This window comes from Bacillus cereus group sp. N12 (assembly GCF_016483575.1).
Taxonomy (GTDB): Bacteria; Bacillota; Bacilli; order Bacillales; family Bacillaceae_G; genus Bacillus_A; species Bacillus_A toyonensis.
In genome coordinates this window covers 126084-148907 of the sequence record NZ_JAEHBO010000004.1, presented here as the reverse complement: position 1 = coordinate 148907, position 22824 = coordinate 126084, and the positions used below count along the sequence as shown (strand labels likewise).

Here is a 22824-nt window from a genome sequence, read left to right as displayed (position 1 = left end):
AGATAAATACATAAAAAATGACGAGCGATTATTTTTAGAGAAAGTTTCTTATGGATAGGTGAAAGTTACATATAGTTTTGCAGCGGTTACTGAAGTGGGAAATTATTTTATAAGCGCTCGATAGATTGAAATAAAGGTAGTGACAACAGATGAGAGTAGTTTCAGGAAAATGTAAAGGGCACCCACTTAAAGCGGTTCCCGGCAATACAACACGTCCAACGACGGATAAAGTAAAAGAATCTATTTTTAATATGATAGGCCCTTATTTTGATGGTGGTACCGCTCTTGATTTATTTGGCGGTAGTGGTGGCCTTGGAATTGAGGCTATAAGTAGAGGGATTGAAAAAGCGATTTTTGTTGATCGAGATAGTAAAGCAATAAAAGTCATTCATCAAAATTTAGAAAGTTGTAGAATACATGAACAAGCTGAAGTGTATCGAAATGATGCAGAGCGTGCGGTGAAAGCGCTCATAAAGCGTGAAATGTCATTCGATCTTATACTAATAGATCCTCCATATAAAGATCAAAAAATTATATCTTTGATTAGTGTGATGGATCAACATGGATTGCTACATAGAGATGGATTAATTATGTCAGAGCATGGTAATGATGTTGTTTTACCTGATTCTATAGGGGATCTTGTAAAAGTAAGAGCTGAAAATTATGGGATTACAGCAATATCGATTTATAAGTATGAAGGTGAGGAGACAGAATGACAAGTATAGCTATTTCTTCAGGGAGTTTTGATCCAATTACCCTTGGGCATCTTGATATTATTAAAAGGGGAGCAAAAGTGTTTGATGAAGTGTACGTAGTTGTTTTAAACAATTCATCAAAAAAACCATTCTTTTCAGTTGAAGAACGTCTAGATTTAATTCGAGAAGCAACAAAGGATATCCCAAATGTAAAAGTGGATTCGCATAGCGGGCTATTAGTGGAGTATGCAAAAATGCGTAATGCAAATGCAATTTTACGTGGTTTACGAGCGGTTTCTGACTTTGAATATGAGATGCAAATTACTTCTATGAATCGAAAATTAGATGAAAATATTGAAACCTTTTTTATAATGACAAACAACCAATATTCATTTTTAAGTTCGAGTATTGTGAAAGAAGTTGCGAGGTATGGAGGAAGTGTAGTAGATCTTGTGCCTCCTATTGTAGAGCGTGCTTTAAAAGAAAAGTTTCAAACCCCGTTAAAGTGAACGGGGTTTTTCTTTATTCATGCGTAAAAACAATAAGATAACATATAAGTATAAACAAAATAATGTGAAAATCGGTCCGTAGTGTACAAAAGATGTCCAAATTTCAAGTAGTGTAGAAGAATGATTGGATAAAAATACGGGAATATCTTTTTCCATAGGTGAGAAAGAACTTACTTTCTCATAAAAAGGTTTCCAAAATATAAACGTAAAAATAGGAGCAAGAATACTTTGGATAAGTCGTGCGAAAAAATATGGCTTAAATCGGATATCCGTTTCAGCTAGTATGCTAGCAACTTGTGCCTGAATTGAAAGGCCGCTAAATGCTAAAATGAAGCTTGTTACCATCGCTTGTTGCAGAAGGGGTGTTTCATTTATTTGACTAATCATTTGGCTTCCGAGTGTCATTTCAAAAATACCTGATAATATCGGAATACTAAAATCAGTACTTAGTTGGAAGAATGATAAAATATGTTGCATAATAAAAGAAAGAGTTGCTGTAATATGGAATACAGTAATCATTTTGTTTAACACAGAAAATAAAATAATAAATCCACCAATCATAAGTAATGTTTGAATGGAAGAAACGATAGCGTCCCCAAGTAATTTTCCTATTGGTCTTTTTTCTTGCAAGCGTGTTTGGTGAAGGATTAAAAAAGGGTTTTGAAAAGGACGTTTTTTAGTAGTTTGTTTATCGTTTGTGTAAGATGTGTTATGCCCGTAAAAACGCATTATTAATCCGACGGCAAGGTTGCTTAAATAATGTGCAGCAGCTAGTACGATTCCTAATTTCGGATTATTGAAAAAACCGATAGAAACAGCTCCAAAAATAAAAAGTGGATTAGAAGAGTTTGTGAAAGATACGAGGCGCTCGGCTTCAATTTGTGTTATTTGATCGCTTTTACGCAGTCTAGCGCTTAATTTGGCGCCAGCAGGGAACCCTGAGGCCATGCCCATTGCCCAAACAAATCCACCTATTCCTGGAACGCGAAAAAGTGGTCGCATGAGTGGTTCTAATATAACGCCTATAAATTTTACAACACCGATACTAATTAGAAGTTCCGCAATGATGAAAAACGGTAATAGTGAAGGGAATACAACTTCCCACCATATATTTAACCCTCGAATGGAAGCTTGCAAAGCAGCTTGGGGGTGGAGTACAAGAGAAAAGGTTAAAAATAGTGTTGATATGGTAAGGAAAGCGGTTTTCCATTTTTCATACATGTAAGTAAATCCCCCTTTGTCCCAAAAAACGTTCATTTCAGTATACGTGGATACGTGGTGAATTTAGACCATAAGTATGAAAAAGGGATGAAAAAAATTAAAGGGTGAGAAAAATGAAAGAACCGAAGATTGGTTTAGCGCTTGGATCTGGGGGAGCGAAAGGATTTGCTCATATTGGCGTTATAAAAGTTTTAAGGGAAGCGGGTATCCCGATTCATATGATTGCAGGGAGTAGTATGGGGGCCTTAATAGGTACATTTTATGCAGCTGGCTGTAACGTTGAACGATTGTATAAATTGGCGACTGTTTTTAAGAGGAAATACTATTTAGATTTCACGGTACCAAAAATGGGGTTTATTGCTGGTAAACGTGTCAAAGATATGATTAAAATGTTTACATATAATAAAAATTTAGAAGAGTTAGATATCCCGACAGCTGTTGTGGCTACTGACATATTGAAGGGAGAGAAAGTGGTTTTTACAAGTGGTCCTGTTGCAGATGCGGTGAGGGCTAGTATATCTGTCCCTGGAGTGTTTGTGCCAGAAAAGGTAAATGGACGATTATTAGTAGATGGTGGAGTGATTGATCGCATCCCAGTTTCGGTTGTAAAAGAGTTAGGTGCCGATATTGTTATTGCTGTTGATGTATCTCCGATTAAGGTGAATGGTGAGGTTACATCTATTTATGATGTAATTATGCAAAGTATTGAAATTATGCAGCATGAGCTTGTAATGAATCGGCAAATTGCATCAGATTTAATGATGCGACCAGCTGTGGAACAATTTAGTTCACGTGCTTTTACAAACATTGAAGACATTATTCGAGTCGGAGAAGTAGAAGCAGAAAAACATGTTTCAAATATTTATTTATTAATTGAGCAGTGGAAGGAGAAACATAATGTTTAAGCGTTTTCGGTTTATATATGCAATCTTAATAGGTGTGATATTGGCGATGTTACTTGTTTATGTGCGTTTACCGTACTATGTAACAAAACCAGGAATGGCTGCGAAATTAGAGCCGTATGTCCAGGTTGAGGGTGGAACAAAAGAATCTGGTGATTTTATGCTTGTAACGGTTTCGATGGGGCCGGCAAATGTGGTGAATTTAATAGCGGCACAATTTAATAAATATACACATGTTTCGAAGGCGGAAGAAATATTGCAAAGGGGCGAGAGTGATGAAGAATATCAATTCCGCCAAAATTATGCAATGAAAGACTCGCAAAATGCAGCAATTTATAATGCGTATAAACAAGCGAATCGTACTGTTTCTTTTGAAAATAAAGGTGTATTAGTTGCTGGTGTAGCGAAGGGTATGCCGTCAGAGGGGAAGCTTAAGCTTGGAGATATCATCATAGCTGTCGACGGAAAAACATTTGAAAAGACGGATCAATTTATTGAGTATATGACAGGGAAAAAAGAAGGAGATACAGTAAATATTGAGTACATGCGAGGCGGAAAACAGTTAAAAGAAAATTTAAATGTAAAGACAATTCCTAATGGAAATGGCCGCGTAGGTATAGGTGTCTCTATCGTGACGGAAAGAGAGTTAGTAGTAGATCCGAAAGTGAAAATTGATTCCCATGAAATAGGTGGGCCATCAGCAGGCTTAATGTTTACATTAGAAATATATAATCAACTTGTAGAAGAAGATTTAACAAAAGGACATGAAATTGCTGGAACAGGTACAATTAATGAAAAGGGAGAAATTGGCCCAATTGGTGGTATACAGCAAAAAGTGGTAGCTGCTAGTGATGCGGGTGCTGAGGTGTTTTTTGCGCCAAATGAAAAAGGTGCGGAGAAATCCAACTATAAAGATGCACTTGAGGCTGCGAAAGATATTAAAACAAAAATGAAGGTTGTACCAGTGGATACGCTGGATGATGCGTTGAAGTATTTGGAAAAAATGGGTGAAAAAAAATAAACCTCTCTGAAATAGAGAGGTTTTTCTTATAGAAACGTTGTAGTTGTTTCATCGTAACGAATTGGATGGTGTGTTACGTCTTGTTTTAGTAGTTGTGTCCGTAATGGTTCTTGTATGATAGAGAAATATACAGAATTGGCTTTTCGCTCTATATGTAAAGTAGGATGGTCAAAACTTTTTGTATGAGTAAGGATTGGAAGTTCTATTTTTTTCTTGTTTTTTGAAATATAAGTTTGTCCTTTTTGTGACATGCCGAGTAGACGAATATACGGTGCATGTTGTTCTATATTTGCTGTATGCATCTCTTCTTTTGTCGTGTTTGTTAAAATATGTGTACAGGCTCTTTGTAATCTAGTCCATGTATAACGTTTTGTTTTTAATGCTTCCATGAATGAGTGGAAGGAAGAGCTGTTTTGTATTTTTGATAAAATACGATGCTCTAAACCTTCTTCGATTTCATATATATGTCGTAAGTCGCCTGGAGACATCGTCATAAGTTTGTATTTAAAAAATGAAAAGTATTGTTCCCAATTATGTAATATCCCGAAGTTTTGTTTATAAGTTGCTAAAAGAGAAGCGGTTGCTTTCGGGATAAAAGGCTCAATTTCTGTAAATGAACCATTTTCGCTAAAGAGTTGTTTACGAATACTCGTTGCACTTGCGATATGTTGGTTGCTAAATGTTTCATCGTGATAATGAGATGCGTATCTTTTTATAGTTTGTGCTTGTATAGAACTATTTTGCGCCAGAATTGCTTTTATGTATTGAAAGCCTAAAATGTTATTTGGTTGTGACATATCGATGTTTTTTTGGGATGGTAAAATGTGTAGAAAGGCTTCAGATGTAGCTTTGGCGTAACTATTACCTGCGCTCATAAATTGCTTTACGAGACGATTAAAAGTCGCTTCTTCGTTTTTTTGTACAGAGATGGTATTATAAAAATTTTCGATTTGTCCATCTTCACTGCCAAAACAAATTTCAGAAACGCGTAAGGCATTTAAGATGGAAATAGCACCATTTGCAAAAGTTTCAGCTTTTTGTGTTGCAAATGCGTATGGAAGCTCTACAATAAGGTCTACACCGCTTGCTAAGGCCATTTTAGTGCGATACCATTTGGAAATGAGTGCGGGCTCACCACGCTGCAAAAAAGGGCCACTCATAACGGCAATTATAATATCAGAGTGTGTTAACTTTTTTGTTTGTTGCACATGATAATCATGACCGTTATGAAAAGGGTTATATTCAACGACAATACCACTGGCTTTTATGATAATCTCTCCTTTCGATGTAGCATCTTTTTGGAAAACATGATACTCTATATATTATTTACTATGATGACTTCATTATAGTGTAAAGAAAAAACATTGACAAATATAAAATGGCTAGCTATAATTTTGTTTGTTGCCTTGAGGTGATATGATATGAAATGGTCCATCCATCAATTGAATAAATTGAGAAATAAAGGATTGACATTGGATGAGATGGTAGATGTAAGTGAGCTAAAAGAGGTCGAGAAAGATATTCGTGAAATTAATCCTGTTCATGTAACAGGAAGAGTTGATTTTGGCTCCGGGAAGTTTACGTTCCATCTACATATAACTGGAAGCATGGTTTTACCATGTTCTCGCTCTTTAGTAGATGTGACATTACCATTTGACATTAAAACAACTGAGGTGTTCCAAACTTCAGAAGAAGAGTTTGAAACAGAAGCTGAAATTCATTGTTTAGAAGGAGAAGTACTTGACTTACTGCCCGTAATCAAGGAAAATATACTTTTGGAGATTCCAATGCAAATTTTCAGTGATGATGTTTCTGGTGGAGCACCGATGCAAGGTCAAGACTGGCAAGTGATTTCGGAAGAAAACAAAGAAAAGGCTGTTGATCCAAGATTGGCAGGACTTGCAAAGTTTTTTGACAAATAATCGGAAGACTGGTTTAGGCCTTCATATGAAAATAATTATTTCTTTTAAGGAGGTGGGAAGAATGGCTGTACCTTTTAGAAGAACTTCTAAAACAGTAAAAAGAAAGCGTCGTACGCATTTCAAATTATCAGTACCTGGTATGGTAGAGTGCCCAAGCTGTGGTGAAGCGAAATTAGCTCACCGTGTATGTAAAGCATGCGGTACTTACAAAGGTAAAGAAGTAATCAGCAAGTAATTGCGGGAAAATAAACGTAGAAGATATCTTCTACGTTTATTTTTTTTTTTGTTTTATTCTTTAGTTGTTGTATTCTATCTTTTCTAGTAACTGCATATGCTTAATAAAAAATGCATAGGGAGGACTAGAGAGATGGCGACAACAAGACAAGATGCTTGGACTGATGATGAAGATTTGCTTCTGGCAGAAGTAGTACTCCGGCATATTCAAGAAGGTGGAACGCAACTTTCTGCCTTTAAAGAAGTGGGAAGACATTTGTCTCGTACACCAGCAGCATGTGGATTTAGATGGAATTCTTACGTGAGAAAGCAATATAAAGAACGTATTGAAGAAGCGAAACAACTTCGTAAAGTAGAAAATTATGAAGCGAAAGAGACGGAGGTATTAGAGCCTACGTCAATTACACTGAATGATGTTATTGATTTCTTGCAAAATTATAAAGATGAAAACTCTTTAATGGTGTTGCAAAAACAAGTTGAATCGCTACAAACAGAGAGAGAACGACTTCTAGAGCGATTATCAGTATATGAGGAAGAGTATAGAACATTACTTGATTATATCGATCAAAAAAGAAGTGTAATGGTAGCGGAAAGAAATAGTGTTCGTTCGAATGGAAAGTTAGAGAAGTTAAAGAAATAAAAACAGCTGTTACGCAGCTGTTTTTTTATTTCTTATGCAGATTCCTCGTTTGTAATCGCATTCATATTTGTTTCTGGATGCCAAATATAAAAATCACCATTAGTTACTGATACAGGTTGGAAATTTAATTTATCCCAAAAACCAGCCGAATGGATACGTGCTATCGTTTTAACTGGGAACTGTAGTTGTTTTGCATAATTCACAAGCATTTGTCCAAATCCTTGTTTTTGAAAAGTTGGTAACACTTCAAGTTTATAAAGTTCTAGGTAAGGGCCAGTAATTTCAAATGGTTCGCCACCATCCCTTTTCATATATAGACTCATACGTGCGATTAGTGATCCGCCATAATAAATACCATAAAATGGTGATTCGCTATTGTTTTCAATAATGTTTGCTTGTAACTCTTCCAACATAGATAGTTCTAGAGCTCCGCAACCTTTAAATTTTTTAAATTCATCTAATGTTTTATAATTGATGAGCAAGCGCTCAACTTTTGGGAATCCCATTACATCACATCCTTTTCTTATCTTGTTGAATCCAGAAAAGTAAAAATATTTATAATAATATTATAACTTATTTTTTTATTTTTATGAAGAAGATAGTATATTTCTTTTATTATTTTTTTTGAGGATTTGCTAAACTAAGAATAGAAGCACATTAATAGGTAGTATATACATAGTGAAAGAAGAGGTTGCATTTATCTGTTAGGAGTCAGTGCAAGCGTAGGATGTGTGCATGTGAATTAGAAAGATATAAAGGGAGGGAAGGCAAGGAAATTTAATATGAATTCCTTGGGTGAAAATGAAAATTGGAATTGTAGGATCAGGTGCTATTGGTCTATTATATACATTTTATTTACAAAAAAGTAATCAAGATGTCACGTTGTTTACAAGGACGGCTAAGCAGGCTGAAGAATTGAATAAAACAGGTGTAACTTGTATTAGAGATGGGAAACGTGAAACGGTATTTCCATCCATTTTACCGATAGAATATATGTTAGATCAGAAGTTAGATTATACATTTATTGCTGTGAAGCAATACCATATAAATGACATATTACCGTTTGTGCAAGGAGAATCATCATTAATCTTTTTGCAAAACGGAATGTCGCATCTTCATGCTATACAGAAAATAAGGAATGAGAATATAGCTGTTGGTATTGTAGAACACGGTGCGAAAAAAGAAGAAAGGTATACGGTCCATCATACTGGAATAGGTATAACGAAGTTTGGGGTAGTGCGCGGTCCATCTTTATATTTTGAAAAAGTATTCAATTATTTTCCTTTTGCTCATTTTCCAATTCAAATAGAGGCTGATTGGAAAGGTATTATGTACAAAAAATTAGTAGTAAATGTATGTATTAATCCATTGACAGCGTTATTGCGGGTTCAGAACGGTGAGTTAATTACGAATCCTTTTTTTTATCAAATGATGGAGCAAGTATTTAGGGAAGTTGCATTTCTTGTTAGTGAAGAACAAGAAATGGTATGGGAAATGGTACGAGGTATATGTGAAAGAACGTCTCATAATACATCATCTATGCTAGCAGATGTAAGAGCGAATAGACAAACGGAGATCGATGCGATTGTTGGATATGTGTTAGAGGAAGCTAAGAAACAGCAACGACCAGTTCCGACACTTCAATTTTTGTTCGATGCAATAAAAGGATTAGAAGTAAAAGAATAAGTGTTATTCTTTGCTTTTACGTGAAACATTGACTACAATGTGGATTGGTGAGAGAACTGGATACGAAAGGAAGAATTATATGGAGATAAACGAAATCTCTGTTCCGCAACAAGGTATTGTAGCGGACTATATGAACGGTAAAAAAGAGATACAGTCGTGTTTTGATTATATGTTAACAGAAGTTGCTTTTAAACAACGTTTACATGATTTGCGTGAAAGGAAGTTTTTCCGCCAAGAGTTAGTAGCGCATTTATTAGAATATAATACAAAATTGCAAGCGGGAGAATCTACAATTCAAAATGTAAAAGCGCTTGGAGATGAAAATACATATGTTGTTATAGCTGGACAACAAGCGGGGTTATTAACTGGACCGCTTTATACAATTCATAAAGTTATTTCAATTTTACAGCTTGCAAAGGAAAAGGAAGAAAGTTTAGGCGTTAAAGTCGTTCCTGTATTCTGGATTGCTGGTGAAGATCATGATATGGATGAGATTAATCATACTTTTGTAACGAAAAATAAAAAAATAAAAAAGACTATTTTTCATGACCGTAATCCGAAAAAGGCGAGTGCTTCTGAGTCTGAACTGTCTGTTGAAGATTGTAGAAAATGGATGGAAGAGATTTTTAAAACATACCCAGAAACGAATTTTACAAAGGATGTATTACGATTTGTAGATGATGCTTTGAATAAATCGAATACGTATGTAGATTTCTTTGCTTACCTTATTACAAAAATGTTTGCTAATTCTGGTTTAATTCTTGTTGATTCGCATCATCCTGAATTAAGGAAGTTAGAGGTTCCATTCTTCAAACGTATTATAAGCAAGTATAAAGAAGTGCAAGAGGGGCTTCACAATCAGCAGGAAGTAATTAAAGAATTAGGGTATAAACCAATTATTGAAACAAAGTCTAATGCAGTGCATATATTCATGGAAATCGATAATGAGCGAGTGCTGCTTGAAGACAATCAAGGAAAGTTTGTCGGAAAAGATGGGACACATTCTTTTTCATATGAAGAATTGATTGAAGAGTTGGAGAGAAGTCCACAGCGTTTTAGTAATAATGTTGTAACACGTCCTCTTATGCAAGAGCATGTATTTCCTACGCTAGCGTTTATTGGAGGTCCAGGGGAGATAGCTTATTGGAGTGAACTGCAACAAGTATTCCATACTGTTGGTTTCCAAATGCCGCCTGTCGTTCCTCGTCTTACAATGACTTATATAGAGAGAGATATAGCGACAGATTTAAATGATTTACAGTTGCAAGAAAATGATCCGTTTTTACATGATATAGATAAATTACGTGAAAACTGGTTGTCTGATCAAATAGAGGAACCAATCGACGATCGATTTGTAGAGGCGAAAAAAGAAATTATTGATATTCATACATCATTACAACAGTTTGTGAAAAAAATAGATCCAGGATTAAGTGAATTCGCAGGGAAGAATGAGTTGAAAATTAATGAACAAATTGAACTGTTAGAAAGAATGTTGAAAAGAAATGTTGAGAAAAAACATGAAGTTCAACTAAATAAATTCCGCCGTATACAATGTGCAATTCGTCCATTAGGAGCTCCGCAAGAGCGCGTGTGGAATGTATGTTATTATTTAAATCAGTTCGGTTTGGATTTCGTTGATCGAGTGATGGAGAATTCATTTTCTTGGGATGGAAAACATCATGTTATAAAACTATAGAATCTTGCTCTTTGGAGCAGGATTTTATTTTTATTCTGTTGAATTTACTGTGAAGTGAAATTTTTCTGAATTATCATTTTATAACTGGTAGAGATTGTATATATGTAGGATACTTAAATATATGACAAAATCACACAAAATGTAAACGTATTATTCTCTTTTTCGACAGTTTTTTATTTAAATTCCCGCAAAAAATGATAAAATTTAGTATATAATAAAAGAAAATAGCGATTTGTATAGTATGCTGCCTTTGTTGGTAAGTTAACTGAGTCGTTCTTTAGTAGTATTTCGTTCTCTGATCGTGAGAAATACGTTTAGAGGAAGAAATACATTTAACATAAATTAATTGGAAAAAGAGTAGGTGCAACAATGTTTAAACACGTAACAGTACTTTTGAAAGAAACAGTAGACGGCTTAGATATAAAGCCAGATGGTACATATGTAGATTGTACACTGGGGGGAGGAGGACATAGTTCTTATTTATTATCCCAATTGACTGATGGGGGAAAATTAATTGCTTTTGATCAAGATGAGATAGCGATTCAAAATGCAAAAGAAAAATTTTCTTCATACGGTGAGCAGTTTATAACGGTAAAGAGCAATTTCCGTTACTTATCTGAAAAACTACAGGAATTAGGCATAACAGAGGTAGACGGTATTTTATTCGATTTAGGTGTTTCATCCCCACAATTAGATACACCAGAGCGAGGCTTTAGTTATCATCATGATGCACCGTTAGATATGCGGATGGATCAAGATGCCCCATTAACAGCATATGATGTTATAAATAGCTGGTCATATGAACAACTCGTAAGAATTTTCTTCCAGTATGGTGAAGAGAAATTTTCAAAGCAAATAGCAAGAAAAATTGAAGCGTATCGTGAAAATAAAGCTATTGAAACGACAGGAGAATTAGTGGAACTAATAAAAGAAGGTATTCCGGCTCCTGCGCGTAGAACTGGTGGACATCCTGCGAAGCGAGTTTTCCAGGCAATCCGTATTGCTGTAAATGATGAATTGAAAGTATTTGAAGAAGCGTTGGAATCTGCTATTGAGATGGTCAAGCCTGGTGGAAGAGTTAGTGTTATAACATTCCATTCATTAGAAGACCGTATTTGTAAAACAACATTTAAGCGAAATAGTACAACGCCGCAATTGCCGCCAGGGTTACCAATTATCCCAGATGAATTTAAGCCGAAATTAAAGCTTATTACAAGAAAACCGATTTTACCTTCTGATATAGAGCTGGAAGAAAATAATCGAGCGCGTTCTGCGAAGTTGAGAATCGCTGAAAAACGATAAAAAGGAGAGAGAGGTATGACTAATTTAGCTGTAAAGTACAAACAACAAGCGCAAGAAGAGGTACAAATTCAAACGCCCCCGCAGCAGATGGTTAAGCCGAAGGTTAAAGCAAAGATTACAAGGGTCGAAAAACTGATGTATGTAGCGTTTATTGGCTTTTTATTGTATGCCTGTGTAGCGTTTATTGGGAATAAAGCAGGGCTTTATCAAGTTAATGTAGAAGCAGCGACGATCGAAGAAAAAATTGTACAGCAGCAAAAAGAAAATCAAGAATTGCAGGCTGAAGTAGAGAAGCTAAGTCGCTATGAACGAATCGCTGAAGTTGCAAAAAAACATGGGCTAGAAATTAATGCGAATAATGTGAAAGGCCTCAAGTAAGGCAATAGGTGTGAAGGAAAGATGAAGAAAAATATGACTAAATTTCATACCAATAAAGGAGCAGGTTATTTTATGATATTTTTCCTCCTGCTCTTTTTGCTGTTATTAGCCCGATTTTTTTACATACAAGCGACAGGAACAGTGCATAATCAGGATTTGGATGAACTTGCTAGGCAAAAACATAGTAAAACAGGAGTTCTCGAAGCGAATCGAGGAACGATTTATGACCAAAATGGTCATGTGTTAGCGCAAGATGCAAACTCTTATAAACTTGTAGCTGAATTAAAAGGTGCGAAACCTGTTGAGAATAAAGAGGATACTGCAAAGAAAATTGCGGGAGTACTAGGAAAAGGCGAAGAGGATATTTTAGCTGCATTAAATAAGGAAGGCAGAAGTCAAGTCGAATTTGGAACACTAGGCAAGGATTTGACGAGAGAACAGAAGAAACAAATAGAGGCACTGAATTTGCCGGGAATATCTTTTATTACAGAAAATGCAAGAGTGTATCCAAACGGTGATTTTGCGTCTTACGTCATAGGTCATGCGAAACCAAATGAAAAGGGAACTTCGGTAGGACAATTTGGCTTAGAAAAAAGTTTGGATAAATATTTAAGCGCTTCTAACGGAAAGGTAGCATATACAGGCGATCGTAAAGGTGTATCTCTTGATGGTGGCAAAGTGAACGTAGAGGCACCAAAAAATGGAGATAACGTGTATTTAACAATGGATCAACGGGTTCAAAGTTATTTAGAAGATGCGATGAAAGCGGCGAGTAAACAATATGATCCAGAAAGTTTAATAGGGATTGTTGCGGATCCGAAAACTGGAAAAATATTAGCGATGTCTACTAAACCTAGTTATGATCCTAATGATCGTCAAATTAAATATTTCTTCAATGATGCGATTTCAAATGCATTTGAACCGGGGTCAACAATGAAAATTTTCACATTAGCGGCAGCTATTAATGAAGGTGTGTACAAAGGACAAGATTATTATCAGTCTGGTACATATCAAGTTGGAAACCGGAAAATAAAAGATCATAATGGCGGTGCTGGCTGGGGCTCTATTACCTTCGATGAAGGGGTAGAGAGATCTTCAAACGTAGCGTTTGCTATTTTAGGTGATCAAAAACTTGGTCCAGAACGTTTCCGTAAATATATTAATGCTTTTGGGCTAGATGAGAAAACAAATATTGATTTACCTGGTGAAGGTTCTAATACAATTTTATTTGATCAGCAAATACAGCAAGTAACAACGGCTTTTGGACAAGGTTCTACTGTAACGCCAATTCAGCTTGTACAAGCTGCAACGTCAATTGCAAATGATGGGAAAATGATGAAACCATATGCGATTGACAAAATTGTAGATCCGATAACAGGGGAAGTAAAATTAGAGCATAAACCAGAAGAAGTAGGAAAGCCGGTTACAAAAGAAACAGCAGCGCAAGTAAGACAGTTGTTAGAACGTGTTGTTACATCTCCAAAAGGAACAGGAACTGCTTATAAAGTCGATGGATATTCAGTTGGTGGTAAAACAGGGACAGCGCAAATTCCGGATGGAAAAGGTGGCTATATGACAGGGAGAGAGAATTATATATTCTCATTCTTAGGGATGGCGCCGATGGACGATCCGCAACTTGTTGTGTATGTAGCTGTTAAACAGCCGAAATTGAAAGATGATGAGAACGGTGCACAGCCGTTAGCTGATATTTTTAAATATGTAACAAAAAATAGTTTAGAGTATTTAAAGATAAAGCCAAATGAAGTGAAAGATCCGAAGAAACATTTAAAAGAGCAACAAACTGCTGTTCCGGATGTAACTGGTAAAACGATGGCTGAAGCGGGGAAAGCAATTGAAAAAGCAAAACTCCGTCCAATCATACTTGGTGAAGGAAAAGTGCAGCAACAAGTACCGAAAGCAACTGAACAAACATTAAAAGGCGATCGAGTCTTCTTAGTGGGAGATAAGCCAACAATGCCAAATATACAAGGGTGGGCACTGCGTGATGTTATGAATTTGGCGAAAACATTACAGCTTAACTTAAAACCTTCTGGTACCGGATACGTAACTGAACAAAGTGTAGCAGAAGGAACGTTACTGCAACCGGGTACAGAATTAGGTGTAACACTAGTGCCGCCACTTGAACCGCAACAAGAAGCAGAAAAACCATAATGGTAAGAAGCAAGGAGTTCTAATTAAATAAGTACAAGCATATATTGGAACAAGCTAGGCGTAAGGGAGGCTTGTTCCAATATGCGTGTATCAAATGTAACGGTTAGAAAAAGACTTATTTTTATACTTATATCAGGTATACTTATTTTCACTATCATCGATATTCGTCTTGGATATGTACAGTTTTTTCTTGGGAATATGTTAACGGATCGCGCGAAAGATTCGTGGAGTCGTAATATTACTTTTGAGCCTGAAAGAGGGAAAATTTTAGACCGAAACGGTGTGGAACTTGCCACAAATAAAAGTGCCCCAACGGTATTTGTAGTGCCGAGGCAAATTGAAAAACCAGCAGAGACTGCAGAGAAGTTAGCTGCAGTATTAGGTGTGGAAAAAGACGAGATTTATAAGAGGGTTACAAAAAAGGAATCAATTGTAAGATTAGATAAGGGTGGCAGGAAAATATCGCATGACAAAGCGAAAGAGGTACGAGGATTAAGTTTAAAGGGAGTTTATATTGCAGAGGATTCTATCCGGTACTATCCATTTGGGAATTTTTTATCACACGTATTAGGGTTTGCAGGTAGTGATAATCAAGGTCTTATGGGGTTAGAAAAATATTATGATAAAGAGCTGAATGGTGATAAAGGTCATGTCCGTTTTTTTGCAGATGCGAAAGGACAAAGAATGCCTAATATTGGTGATGATTTCAAAAAACCAGAAGCTGGATTGAACTTAGGCTTAACAATTGATGCGCGTATTACGAGAATTATGGAAAGAGAAATGAATATCGCAGAGTCAACATATAATCCCGACGGTATGATTGCAATTGCAATGAATCCAAAAAATGGTGAGATTTTAGGCATGTCGAGTCGACCGAGTTTTGATCCAGCAGATTTTCAAAGTGTTTCTCCAGAAGTGTATAATAGAAATTTACCTGTATGGAGTACGTATGAGCCTGGTTCAACATTTAAGATCATTACGTTAGCGGCCGCTTTGAATGAAAATTTAGTAGACTTAGAGAAAGATACGTTTTATGATGATGGAGCAGCTGAAGTTGGTGGAGCCAGATTAAAATGTTGGAAAGCTGGAGGTCATGGTAGCCAGACGTTTTTAGAAGTCGTTCAAAACTCGTGTAACCCAGGGTTTATTGAACTTGGTGATCGTCTTGGTAAAGACAGATTGTTTAAATACATTCGCAACTTCGGCTTTGGACAGAAGACTGGAATCGACTTGCAAGGTGAAGGTAGTGGGATTTTATTTAATTTAGATAAAGTGGGTCCAGTTGAGCAAGCAACAACTTCATTTGGGCAGGGTGTTTCTGTTACACCAATTCAACAAGTAGCAGCTGTAGCAGCGGCTGTAAATGGTGGAACGTTATACCAACCATATATAGCTAAGGAATTTATTGATCCGAAAAATAATCAAGTTGTTAGTAAAAAAACACCTGTTGATAAAAGGAAAGTTATTTCCGAGGAAACTTCAGAAAAAGTTCGTTATGCATTAGAGAATGTTGTGGCGAAGGGATCTGGTAAAGGTGCGTTTATTGACGGATATCGTGTAGGTGGAAAAACAGGTACTGCTCAAAAGGTGAAAGATGGTAAATATTTAGAGAATAACTATATAGTATCTTTTATTGGTTTTGCTCCAGCGGATGATCCGCAAATTGTTGTTTATGTAGCTGTCGATAATCCAAAAGGAGTCACTCAATTTGGTGGAGTAGTAGCGGCTCCAATTGTTGGGAATATTCTTCGGGATGCACTTCCTGTTATGGGAGTGAAACCTAGAAAAGAACAAGTTGAGAAAGAATATAAATGGGGCGACACACCAACTGTTGAAGTTCCGAATTTAATTGGCATGAAAAAGAAAGATTTACAAACTCAACTTGTTGATTTGAAGCTAGATATAAGCGGAGATGGAGAGAAAGTAATTAAACAATCACCAGAAGCTGGGGCCAAGGTAAAAGAAGGCTCAAAAATTAGAATTTACTTCGGGAATTAAAGGTAACATAATGTGTTTTATGGTACAATTGGTGGAAGTGAGTTCTTTATAGAAGAGTTACTTAATTTGAGACAGGAAGTGTCTCATTAATAAATAGGTCTATGTATTAGACGATAGTAGCACGTACCTCCTATTTAAATTAACTAGGAGGTAATGTGTTGCTTACTAAAAAAGAGATAAATAAACAATGTAGAGAGGGTTTAGTGAAATGAAGTTGCATACACTTGTATCATGTTTGCATGATTTTCCAGTTGTTCCAAAAGAAAATCCAGAAATCACATCTATTGAAGCTGATTCACGTAAAGTGAAAGAAGGAAGCTTATTTGTATGTATGAAAGGGTATACGGTTGATAGCCATAATTTTGCTAAGCAAGCAGCGGCACAAGGAGCGGCTGCTATTGTTGCGGAAAGACCAATTGATGTTGACGTTCCAGTTGTACTTGTGAAAAATACTTTTCGTTCGTTAGCGGTTTTAGCTGATTATTTTTATGGTCAACCAACACACAAGTTACATTTAATCGGTATTACAGGTACAAATGGAAAGACAACAACATCGCATATTATGGATGAAATTATGCGCGCACATGGTCACAAAACAGGGCTAATTGGAACGATTAATATGAAAATCGGTGATGAAACATTTGAGGTGAAAAATACAACACCAGATGCACTAACACTTCAACAGACGTTTTCAAAAATGGTTGAACAAGGTGTAGATAGCACAGTAATGGAAGTTTCGTCTCATGCTTTAGATCTTGGGCGTGTACACGGATGCGATTATGATGTTGCAGTATTTACGAATTTAACACAAGATCATTTAGACTATCATAAAACGATGGAAGAATATAAACATGCGAAGGGCTTGCTTTTTGCACAGCTTGGCAATAGTTATAATCATAATCGTAAAAAATACGCTGTATTGAACAGCGATGATCCAGTTACGGAAGAGTATATGAGAAGCACAGCGGCAACTGTTGTAACTTACGGTATAGATGTTTCAAGTGACATTATGGCTAAAGATATCGTTATGACGAGCGGTGGTACGACATTTACACTTGTAACACCGTATGAAAGTGTAGATGTTACGATGAAATTAATTGGTAAGTTTAATGTATACAATGTGTTGGCTGCTACAGCAGCAGGCCTTGTTTCGGGCGTAAGCTTACAAACAATTATTGATGTAATTAAAGAGCTTGCTGGTGTGCCTGGACGTTTTGAAGTTGTTGATGGAGGACAAAATTACACAGTTATTGTGGATTATGCACATACACCTGATAGCTTAGAGAACGTTCTAAAAACAGCGAAACAGTTTGCGAACGGTGATGTGTATTGTATCGTTGGTTGTGGTGGTGATAGAGATCGCACGAAAAGGCCAGTGATGGCAAGTGTCGCGGTAGAATATGCAACTCAAGCGATTTATACATCAGACAATCCAAGAAGCGAAGATCCAGTGGCTATTCTAGATGATATGATAAAAGATGCAAAAGGGAATAATTATGAAGTAATTGTTGATCGAAAAGAAGCGATACGTTATGCTATTTCGAAAGCCAAAGCAGAAGATATTATTATTATTGCTGGTAAAGGGCATGAAACGTATCAAATTATTGGTAAAGAAGTTCATCATTTTGACGATCGTGAAGTTGCTAAAGAAGCAATTACAGGGCGTCTAAACAACGAAGAGTAACAACGTGAGAGGAGGACTACATGTGCTTGAGCAAGGTTTATTAGTAACGGCAGGGGTAGCATTCTTAATTTCTGTTGCCCTTTCGCCACTGTTTATTCCATTTTTAAGAAAATTAAAGTTCGGACAGAGTATTCGTGATGAGGGACCGAAGTCACATCAAAAAAAATCAGGGACACCAACGATGGGCGGTATTGTCATATATGTATCTATGATGGTAACGACCTTAATTATGGCAATTAAGTTTAATCATTTACGTGCAGAGGTTTCGTTACTATTATTGGTGACATTTGGTTATGGATTAATTGGTTTTTTAGATGACTACATAAAGGTAGTTAAGAAAAGAAATCTTGGTTTAACATCGAAACAAAAATTACTAGGACAGCTTATTATTGCAATTGCGTTCTTTTTAATTGGAAAAGGGCAAGCATTTCACACATACATTATGATTCCAGGGACGGATGTTAAGTTTGAACTAAGCTGGGCGTATTTTGTTCTTGTATTATTTATGCTTATTGGTGGGTCGAATGCAGTTAACTTAACTGATGGTTTAGATGGTTTATTATCGGGAACTGCCGCTATTGCATTTGGAGCGTTTAGTATTATTGCTGTGGCACAAGAGCAATTCGGAGTAGCAATATTCTGTATGGCAGTTGTAGGAGCTGTACTTGGATTTTTAGTATTCAATGCGAATCCAGCGAAAGTATTTATGGGAGATACGGGTTCCTTAGCTTTAGGTGGAGCGATCGCAGCTGTAGCAATTTTACTAAAACAAGAATTGTTACTTGTAATTATTGGTGGAGTATTCGTAATGGAAACTTTATCTGTTATTATTCAAGTCATTTCGTTTAAAACAACCGGAAAGCGTGTCTTTAAAATGAGTCCATTACACCATCATTATGAATTATGTGGTTGGTCAGAATGGCGCGTCGTTGTGACGTTTTGGTCTGTAGGATTTTTATTAGCTATGTTAGGAATTTATATCGGGGTGTGGATGTAATTGAAAACTGTAACTGAATTTCAAAATAAAAATATTCTTGTATTAGGCATTGCAAAAAGTGGTTATGCAGCAGCTACCTTGTTACAAAAATTAGGGGCAAATGTTATTGTAAATGACGGAAAGCCTTTAGCAGAAAATACGCTTGCTGCAGAATTACAAGCAAAAGGAATGGACGTTGTATGCGGGGGGCATCCTTTGGAATTATTAGAGAGAAATATTTCTCTTGTAGTAAAAAATCCAGGGATTCCGTATTCTAACCCAATATTAGTTGCTGCGAAAGAAAAGCAGATTCCAATCGTTACGGAAGTTGAATTAGCATACCGTATTTCAGAAGCGCCATTTGTTGGTATTACGGGGTCTAACGGTAAAACGACGACGACAATGCTTACGTTTGAAATGCTAAAAGAAGGACGAAAGCATCCTATTATTGCAGGGAACATAGGCACTGTAGCTTGTGAAGTAGCACAGGATGCAAAAGAGAATGAAGTTGTAGTTACAGAACTTTCATCGTTCCAACTGATGGGAGTAGAATCGTTCCAGCCTAAAATCGCTGTGTTTTTAAACTTATTTGAGGCCCACTTAGATTATCATGGGACGAAGAAAGAATATGGTTTAGCAAAAGCTAATATTTTTAAAAACCAAACAGAAAACGATTATAGTGTAATAAATGCAGATGATGCAGATGTGATGGCTTTATCTGCTTATAGTAAAGGTCAAAAAATACTATTCTCGACAGCGAAAGAAAATGAAGATGGTGCGTGTATAAAAGATAACGCTCTTTATTTCAAAGGTGAAAAAGTTGTTGAAGTAAGCGATATTGTTTTACCTGGTCAGCATAATTTAGAGAATATTTTAGCTGCGATGAGTATTGCGAAACTATTAGGTGTTTCTAATGAAGCTATTACGGTTGTGTTAAAACGTTTTACAGGTGTAAAACATCGTTTAGAATATGTAACAACTATTAACAACCGTAAGTTTTATAATGACTCAAAAGCGACGAATATGTTAGCGACTGAGAAAGCTTTATCTGCGTTTACACAACCAATTGTTTTATTAGCAGGTGGGCTTGATCGTGGAAATGAATTCGATGATTTAATTCCATATTTCAAAAATGTAAAAGCGCTTGTAACATTTGGACAAACAGCACCAAAATTAGTAAGAGCAGCAGAAAAAGTGGGATTAGATATAATTGAAAGTGTCGACACTTTAGATGAAGCAGTAGTGAAAGCTTATGCTCATTCTACGGAGGGCGATGTAATTCTTCTTTCCCCAGCATGTGCAAGCTGGGATCAATTTAAAACATTTGAAGAAAGAGGAGACATTTTTATACAAGCTGTGCATAAACTTATATAAAGTAAATCAAAACATCAGTAGGCTAACACCTACTGATGTTTTGTTACATAGGGCAAAAGATTCTGCCTAAAGAGGTGGTGTTCATGGCTAATGAAGAAGACGCCTGATTATATTCTTATTATCGTTACACTTGCGTTGTTAACAATCGGAATGATTATGGTTTATAGTGCGAGTGCGGTTTGGGCCTCTTATAAAATGGGGGATTCATTCTTTTTTGCAAAAAGACAATTGTTGTTTGCGAGTATTGGTGTAGTGGCTATGTTTTTTATCATGAAAATTGATTATTGGGTGTGGCGGACATATTCAAAAGTAATTTTGCTAGTTTGTTTCGTTCTTCTTATTCTCGTTCTAATTCCAGGAGTAGGTCTTGTCCGTGGGGGAGCACGAAGTTGGATTGGAATCGGTGCATTTTCCATTCAACCGTCAGAGTTTATGAAATTCGCGATGATTATTTTTTTAGCGAAATTTTTAGCGGAACGACAAAAGTTAATTACATCGTTTAAACGTGGATTACTACCTGCTCTTAGTTTTGTATTTCTTGCTTTTGGGATGATTATGTTACAGCCAGATCTTGGTACGGGAACGGTAATGGTTGGGACATGTATTATTATGATATTTATCTCGGGAGCAAGGGTCTTTCATTTTGCAATGTTTGGTTTGCTTGGTGTAGCAGGATTTGTAGGATTAATTGCATCAGCACCATATCGAATGAAACGCATCACATCATATTTAGATCCGTGGTCGGATCCACTCGGAAGTGGATTTCAAATTATTCAATCGTTACTCGCAATTGGACCTGGTGGTTTATTTGGGCTTGGACTTGGGCAAAGTAGACAAAAATTTCTTTATTTACCTGAACCACAAACAGACTTTATATTTGCAATTTTATCCGAGGAATTAGGTTTTATTGGCGGTTCATTTGTGTTATTATTATTTAGTCTATTACTATGGCGCGGGATTCGTATAGCATTAGGAGCGCCAGATTTATATGGTACGTTTTTAGCAGTAGGTATTGTGGCGATGATTGCGATTCAAGTAATGATTAATGTTGGTGTTGTAACGGGACTAATGCCTGTTACAGGTATTACTTTGCCATTTTTAAGTTATGGTGGATCAAGTTTGACCTTAATGTTAATGGCAGTAGGTGTATTATTGAATATAAGTCGCCATTCTCGCTATTAAACCCTGTTTAAAAGACAGGGTTTTTCGTATGTGTGGAAAATACAATATGTATATGGAAATAAATACAATTGAATAAGAACAGGGAAGTGGAGGAATTAGTAGTGCGAGTATTAGTAAGTGGTGGGGGTACTGGAGGCCATATTTATCCAGCTCTTGCTTTAATTAGAGAAATAAAAAAATTAAATCCGGAAGCAAGATTTTTATACATTGGTACAGAAAATGGATTAGAGAGTACCATCGTTCCAAAAGCTGGTATTCCGTTCCAATCTATTGTTATAAGTGGATTCAAACGGAAAATATCGTTAGATAATGTGAAAACGGTTATGCGTTTTCTAAAGGGTGTACAAGATAGTAAACGATATATTCGTCGTTTTAATCCGGATATAGTGATTGGAACGGGTGGATACGTATGTGGACCTGTTGTATATGCGGCAGCAAAACTAGATATTCCAACTATTGTACATGAACAAAATAGTGTACCAGGTGTAACGAATAAATTTTTAAGTCGTTACGTTGATAAAGTTGCGGTTTGTTTTGAAGCAGCTACAGAACATTTTCCACAGTCAAAAGTGGTAATGACAGGTAATCCGCGAGCATCAGAGGTAATGGATCAAAACGGAATGAAAGGGAAACGTTCAGTTGGTCTATCTCTTCCTAAAAAGTCCGTACTTATTTTTGGGGGAAGTCGCGGAGCTAGACCGATTAACGATGCTTTCGTAGAAGCGATTGAACAGTTTGGAAATAAAAGTTACGAAGTATTGTACGTAACAGGTGAAGTGCATTATGAAAAAGTGATGGATGCTGTGAAGGAAAAAGGCAATCCGAATAATGTTATTATTAAACCTTTCATTCATAATATGCCAGAGGTACTAACTGGCGTTGATCTTGTTGTTTCAAGAGCCGGAGCAACAACACTTGCAGAATTAACAGCATTAGGTAAGCCGAGTGTGTTAATTCCGAGTCCGTACGTAACAAATAACCATCAGGAGAAGAATGCACTTTCAGTTGTTGATAAAGGAGCGGCGAAAATGTTACTTGAAAAAGAATTAACAGCTGAAACGCTTATTCGTGATATTGATGAGATTTTATTAGATACACAAACATTACAAAATATGAAGCTAGCTGCTAAGCAACTAGGTATTCCTGATGCAGCAAATAAGTTGTATGGAGTAATGAATAAGCTTGTGAAAAAATAACGTTAGGTGAACGCCCTGCATATTACTGTAATAAGG

21 protein-coding genes are annotated in these 22824 nt (G+C 36.3%); 18 read left to right on the top strand and 3 right to left on the bottom strand.

The features are described from left to right. The first annotated feature begins 149 nt into the window (after nt 1-149). Entirely contained in the window at nt 150-716 is a 567-nt protein-coding gene (gene rsmD, locus JDS92_RS03920; protein ID WP_199631528.1) for a 16S rRNA (guanine(966)-N(2))-methyltransferase RsmD, read from the top strand. Next, complete coding sequence (gene coaD, locus JDS92_RS03915; protein ID WP_000200597.1) at nt 713-1204, top strand: pantetheine-phosphate adenylyltransferase; 492 nt, start codon at nt 713-715, stop codon at nt 1202-1204. Before rsmD ends, coaD begins: the two co-directional genes overlap by 4 nt. On the opposite strand, the gene ylbJ is transcribed toward coaD, so the two are convergent. Continuing rightward, entirely contained in the window at nt 1196-2425 is a 1230-nt protein-coding gene (gene ylbJ / locus JDS92_RS03910) for a sporulation integral membrane protein YlbJ (protein ID WP_199631527.1), read from the bottom strand. The two genes, coaD and ylbJ, sit on opposite strands and share 9 nt — an antisense overlap. 113 nt (nt 2426-2538) lie before the next feature. On the opposite strand from ylbJ, the gene JDS92_RS03905 reads away from it, so the two are divergent. Together JDS92_RS03905 and JDS92_RS03900 are read left to right on the top strand one after the other, a co-directional pair. Beyond that, complete coding sequence (locus tag JDS92_RS03905) at nt 2539-3330, top strand: patatin-like phospholipase family protein (RefSeq protein ID WP_000662585.1); 792 nt, start codon at nt 2539-2541, stop codon at nt 3328-3330. After that, nucleotides 3323-4348, top strand: coding sequence for a SepM family pheromone-processing serine protease (locus tag JDS92_RS03900; protein WP_000476315.1), 1026 nt, complete (start codon nt 3323-3325; stop codon nt 4346-4348). Before JDS92_RS03905 ends, JDS92_RS03900 begins: the two co-directional genes overlap by 8 nt. A 26-nt stretch (nt 4349-4374) precedes the next feature. On the opposite strand, the gene JDS92_RS03895 is transcribed toward JDS92_RS03900, so the two are convergent. Next, entirely contained in the window at nt 4375-5616 is a 1242-nt protein-coding gene (locus JDS92_RS03895) for a nucleotidyltransferase (RefSeq protein ID WP_199631536.1), read from the bottom strand. 153 nt (nt 5617-5769) lie between these two features. Between JDS92_RS03895 and JDS92_RS03890 the strand changes: the two genes are divergently transcribed. The 3 genes from JDS92_RS03890 to JDS92_RS03880 all read left to right on the top strand — a co-directional run bounded on the left by JDS92_RS03890 (nt 5770) and on the right by JDS92_RS03880 (nt 7144). Next, nucleotides 5770-6270, top strand: coding sequence for a YceD family protein (locus JDS92_RS03890; protein ID WP_000872142.1), 501 nt, complete (start codon nt 5770-5772; stop codon nt 6268-6270). A 61-nt stretch (nt 6271-6331) separates the two neighbouring features. Then, nucleotides 6332-6505, top strand: a complete 174-nt coding sequence (rpmF, locus tag JDS92_RS03885; protein ID WP_001984764.1) for a 50S ribosomal protein L32 — start codon at nt 6332-6334, stop codon at nt 6503-6505. Nucleotides 6506-6637: 132 nt separating this feature from the next. Then, the gene (locus JDS92_RS03880; protein WP_199631525.1) at nt 6638-7144 is read left to right on the top strand and encodes an RsfA family transcriptional regulator; all 507 of its coding nucleotides are present in this window, start codon (nt 6638-6640) and stop codon (nt 7142-7144) included. Between the two features lie 32 nt (nt 7145-7176). Here JDS92_RS03880 and JDS92_RS03875 read toward each other — a convergent pair whose 3' ends face one another. Continuing rightward, entirely contained in the window at nt 7177-7650 is a 474-nt protein-coding gene (locus JDS92_RS03875) for an N-acetyltransferase (protein ID WP_000506686.1), read from the bottom strand. Between the two features lie 295 nt (nt 7651-7945). Between JDS92_RS03875 and panE the strand changes: the two genes are divergently transcribed. From panE to murG, 11 genes are all read left to right on the top strand, one after another. After that, nucleotides 7946-8830: a 2-dehydropantoate 2-reductase gene (gene panE / locus JDS92_RS03870; protein ID WP_016109034.1), complete on the top strand. Its 885-nt coding sequence runs from the start codon at nt 7946-7948 to the stop codon at nt 8828-8830. Between the two features lie 79 nt (nt 8831-8909). After that, on the top strand, nt 8910-10526 hold the full coding sequence (gene bshC, locus JDS92_RS03865; RefSeq protein ID WP_199631524.1) for a bacillithiol biosynthesis cysteine-adding enzyme BshC: 1617 nt from the start codon (nt 8910-8912) through the stop codon (nt 10524-10526). Between the two features lie 369 nt (nt 10527-10895). Next, nucleotides 10896-11828 (top strand): 16S rRNA (cytosine(1402)-N(4))-methyltransferase RsmH, encoded by a 933-nt coding sequence (gene rsmH, locus JDS92_RS03860; protein ID WP_000472506.1) that lies wholly within the window; start codon nt 10896-10898, stop codon nt 11826-11828. Nucleotides 11829-11843: 15 nt separating this feature from the next. Next, entirely contained in the window at nt 11844-12206 is a 363-nt protein-coding gene (gene ftsL, locus JDS92_RS03855) for a cell division protein FtsL (RefSeq protein ID WP_000182809.1), read from the top strand. 21 nt (nt 12207-12227) lie between these two features. Continuing rightward, the gene (locus JDS92_RS03850; RefSeq protein WP_000739951.1) at nt 12228-14378 is read left to right on the top strand and encodes a penicillin-binding protein; all 2151 of its coding nucleotides are present in this window, start codon (nt 12228-12230) and stop codon (nt 14376-14378) included. Nucleotides 14379-14459: 81 nt separating this feature from the next. After that, entirely contained in the window at nt 14460-16376 is a 1917-nt protein-coding gene (locus JDS92_RS03845; RefSeq protein WP_001266240.1) for a stage V sporulation protein D, read from the top strand. Nucleotides 16377-16584: 208 nt separating this feature from the next. Then, complete coding sequence (locus JDS92_RS03840) at nt 16585-18060, top strand: UDP-N-acetylmuramoyl-L-alanyl-D-glutamate--2,6-diaminopimelate ligase (RefSeq protein WP_000766323.1); 1476 nt, start codon at nt 16585-16587, stop codon at nt 18058-18060. A 22-nt stretch (nt 18061-18082) separates the two neighbouring features. Further along, nucleotides 18083-19057 (top strand): phospho-N-acetylmuramoyl-pentapeptide-transferase, encoded by a 975-nt coding sequence (mraY, locus tag JDS92_RS03835; RefSeq protein WP_087969781.1) that lies wholly within the window; start codon nt 18083-18085, stop codon nt 19055-19057. Then, nucleotides 19058-20410 (top strand): UDP-N-acetylmuramoyl-L-alanine--D-glutamate ligase, encoded by a 1353-nt coding sequence (murD, locus tag JDS92_RS03830; protein ID WP_000860109.1) that lies wholly within the window; start codon nt 19058-19060, stop codon nt 20408-20410. 90 nt (nt 20411-20500) lie between these two features. After that, nucleotides 20501-21592 carry a stage V sporulation protein E gene (gene spoVE / locus JDS92_RS03825; protein ID WP_000753526.1) on the top strand — a complete coding sequence of 364 codons (1092 nt, stop codon included), beginning with the start codon at nt 20501-20503 and terminating at the stop codon, nt 21590-21592. Between the two features lie 101 nt (nt 21593-21693). Then, nucleotides 21694-22788 carry an undecaprenyldiphospho-muramoylpentapeptide beta-N-acetylglucosaminyltransferase gene (murG, locus tag JDS92_RS03820; protein ID WP_199631523.1) on the top strand — a complete coding sequence of 365 codons (1095 nt, stop codon included), beginning with the start codon at nt 21694-21696 and terminating at the stop codon, nt 22786-22788. The last annotated feature ends 36 nt before the right edge of the window (nt 22789-22824 follow it).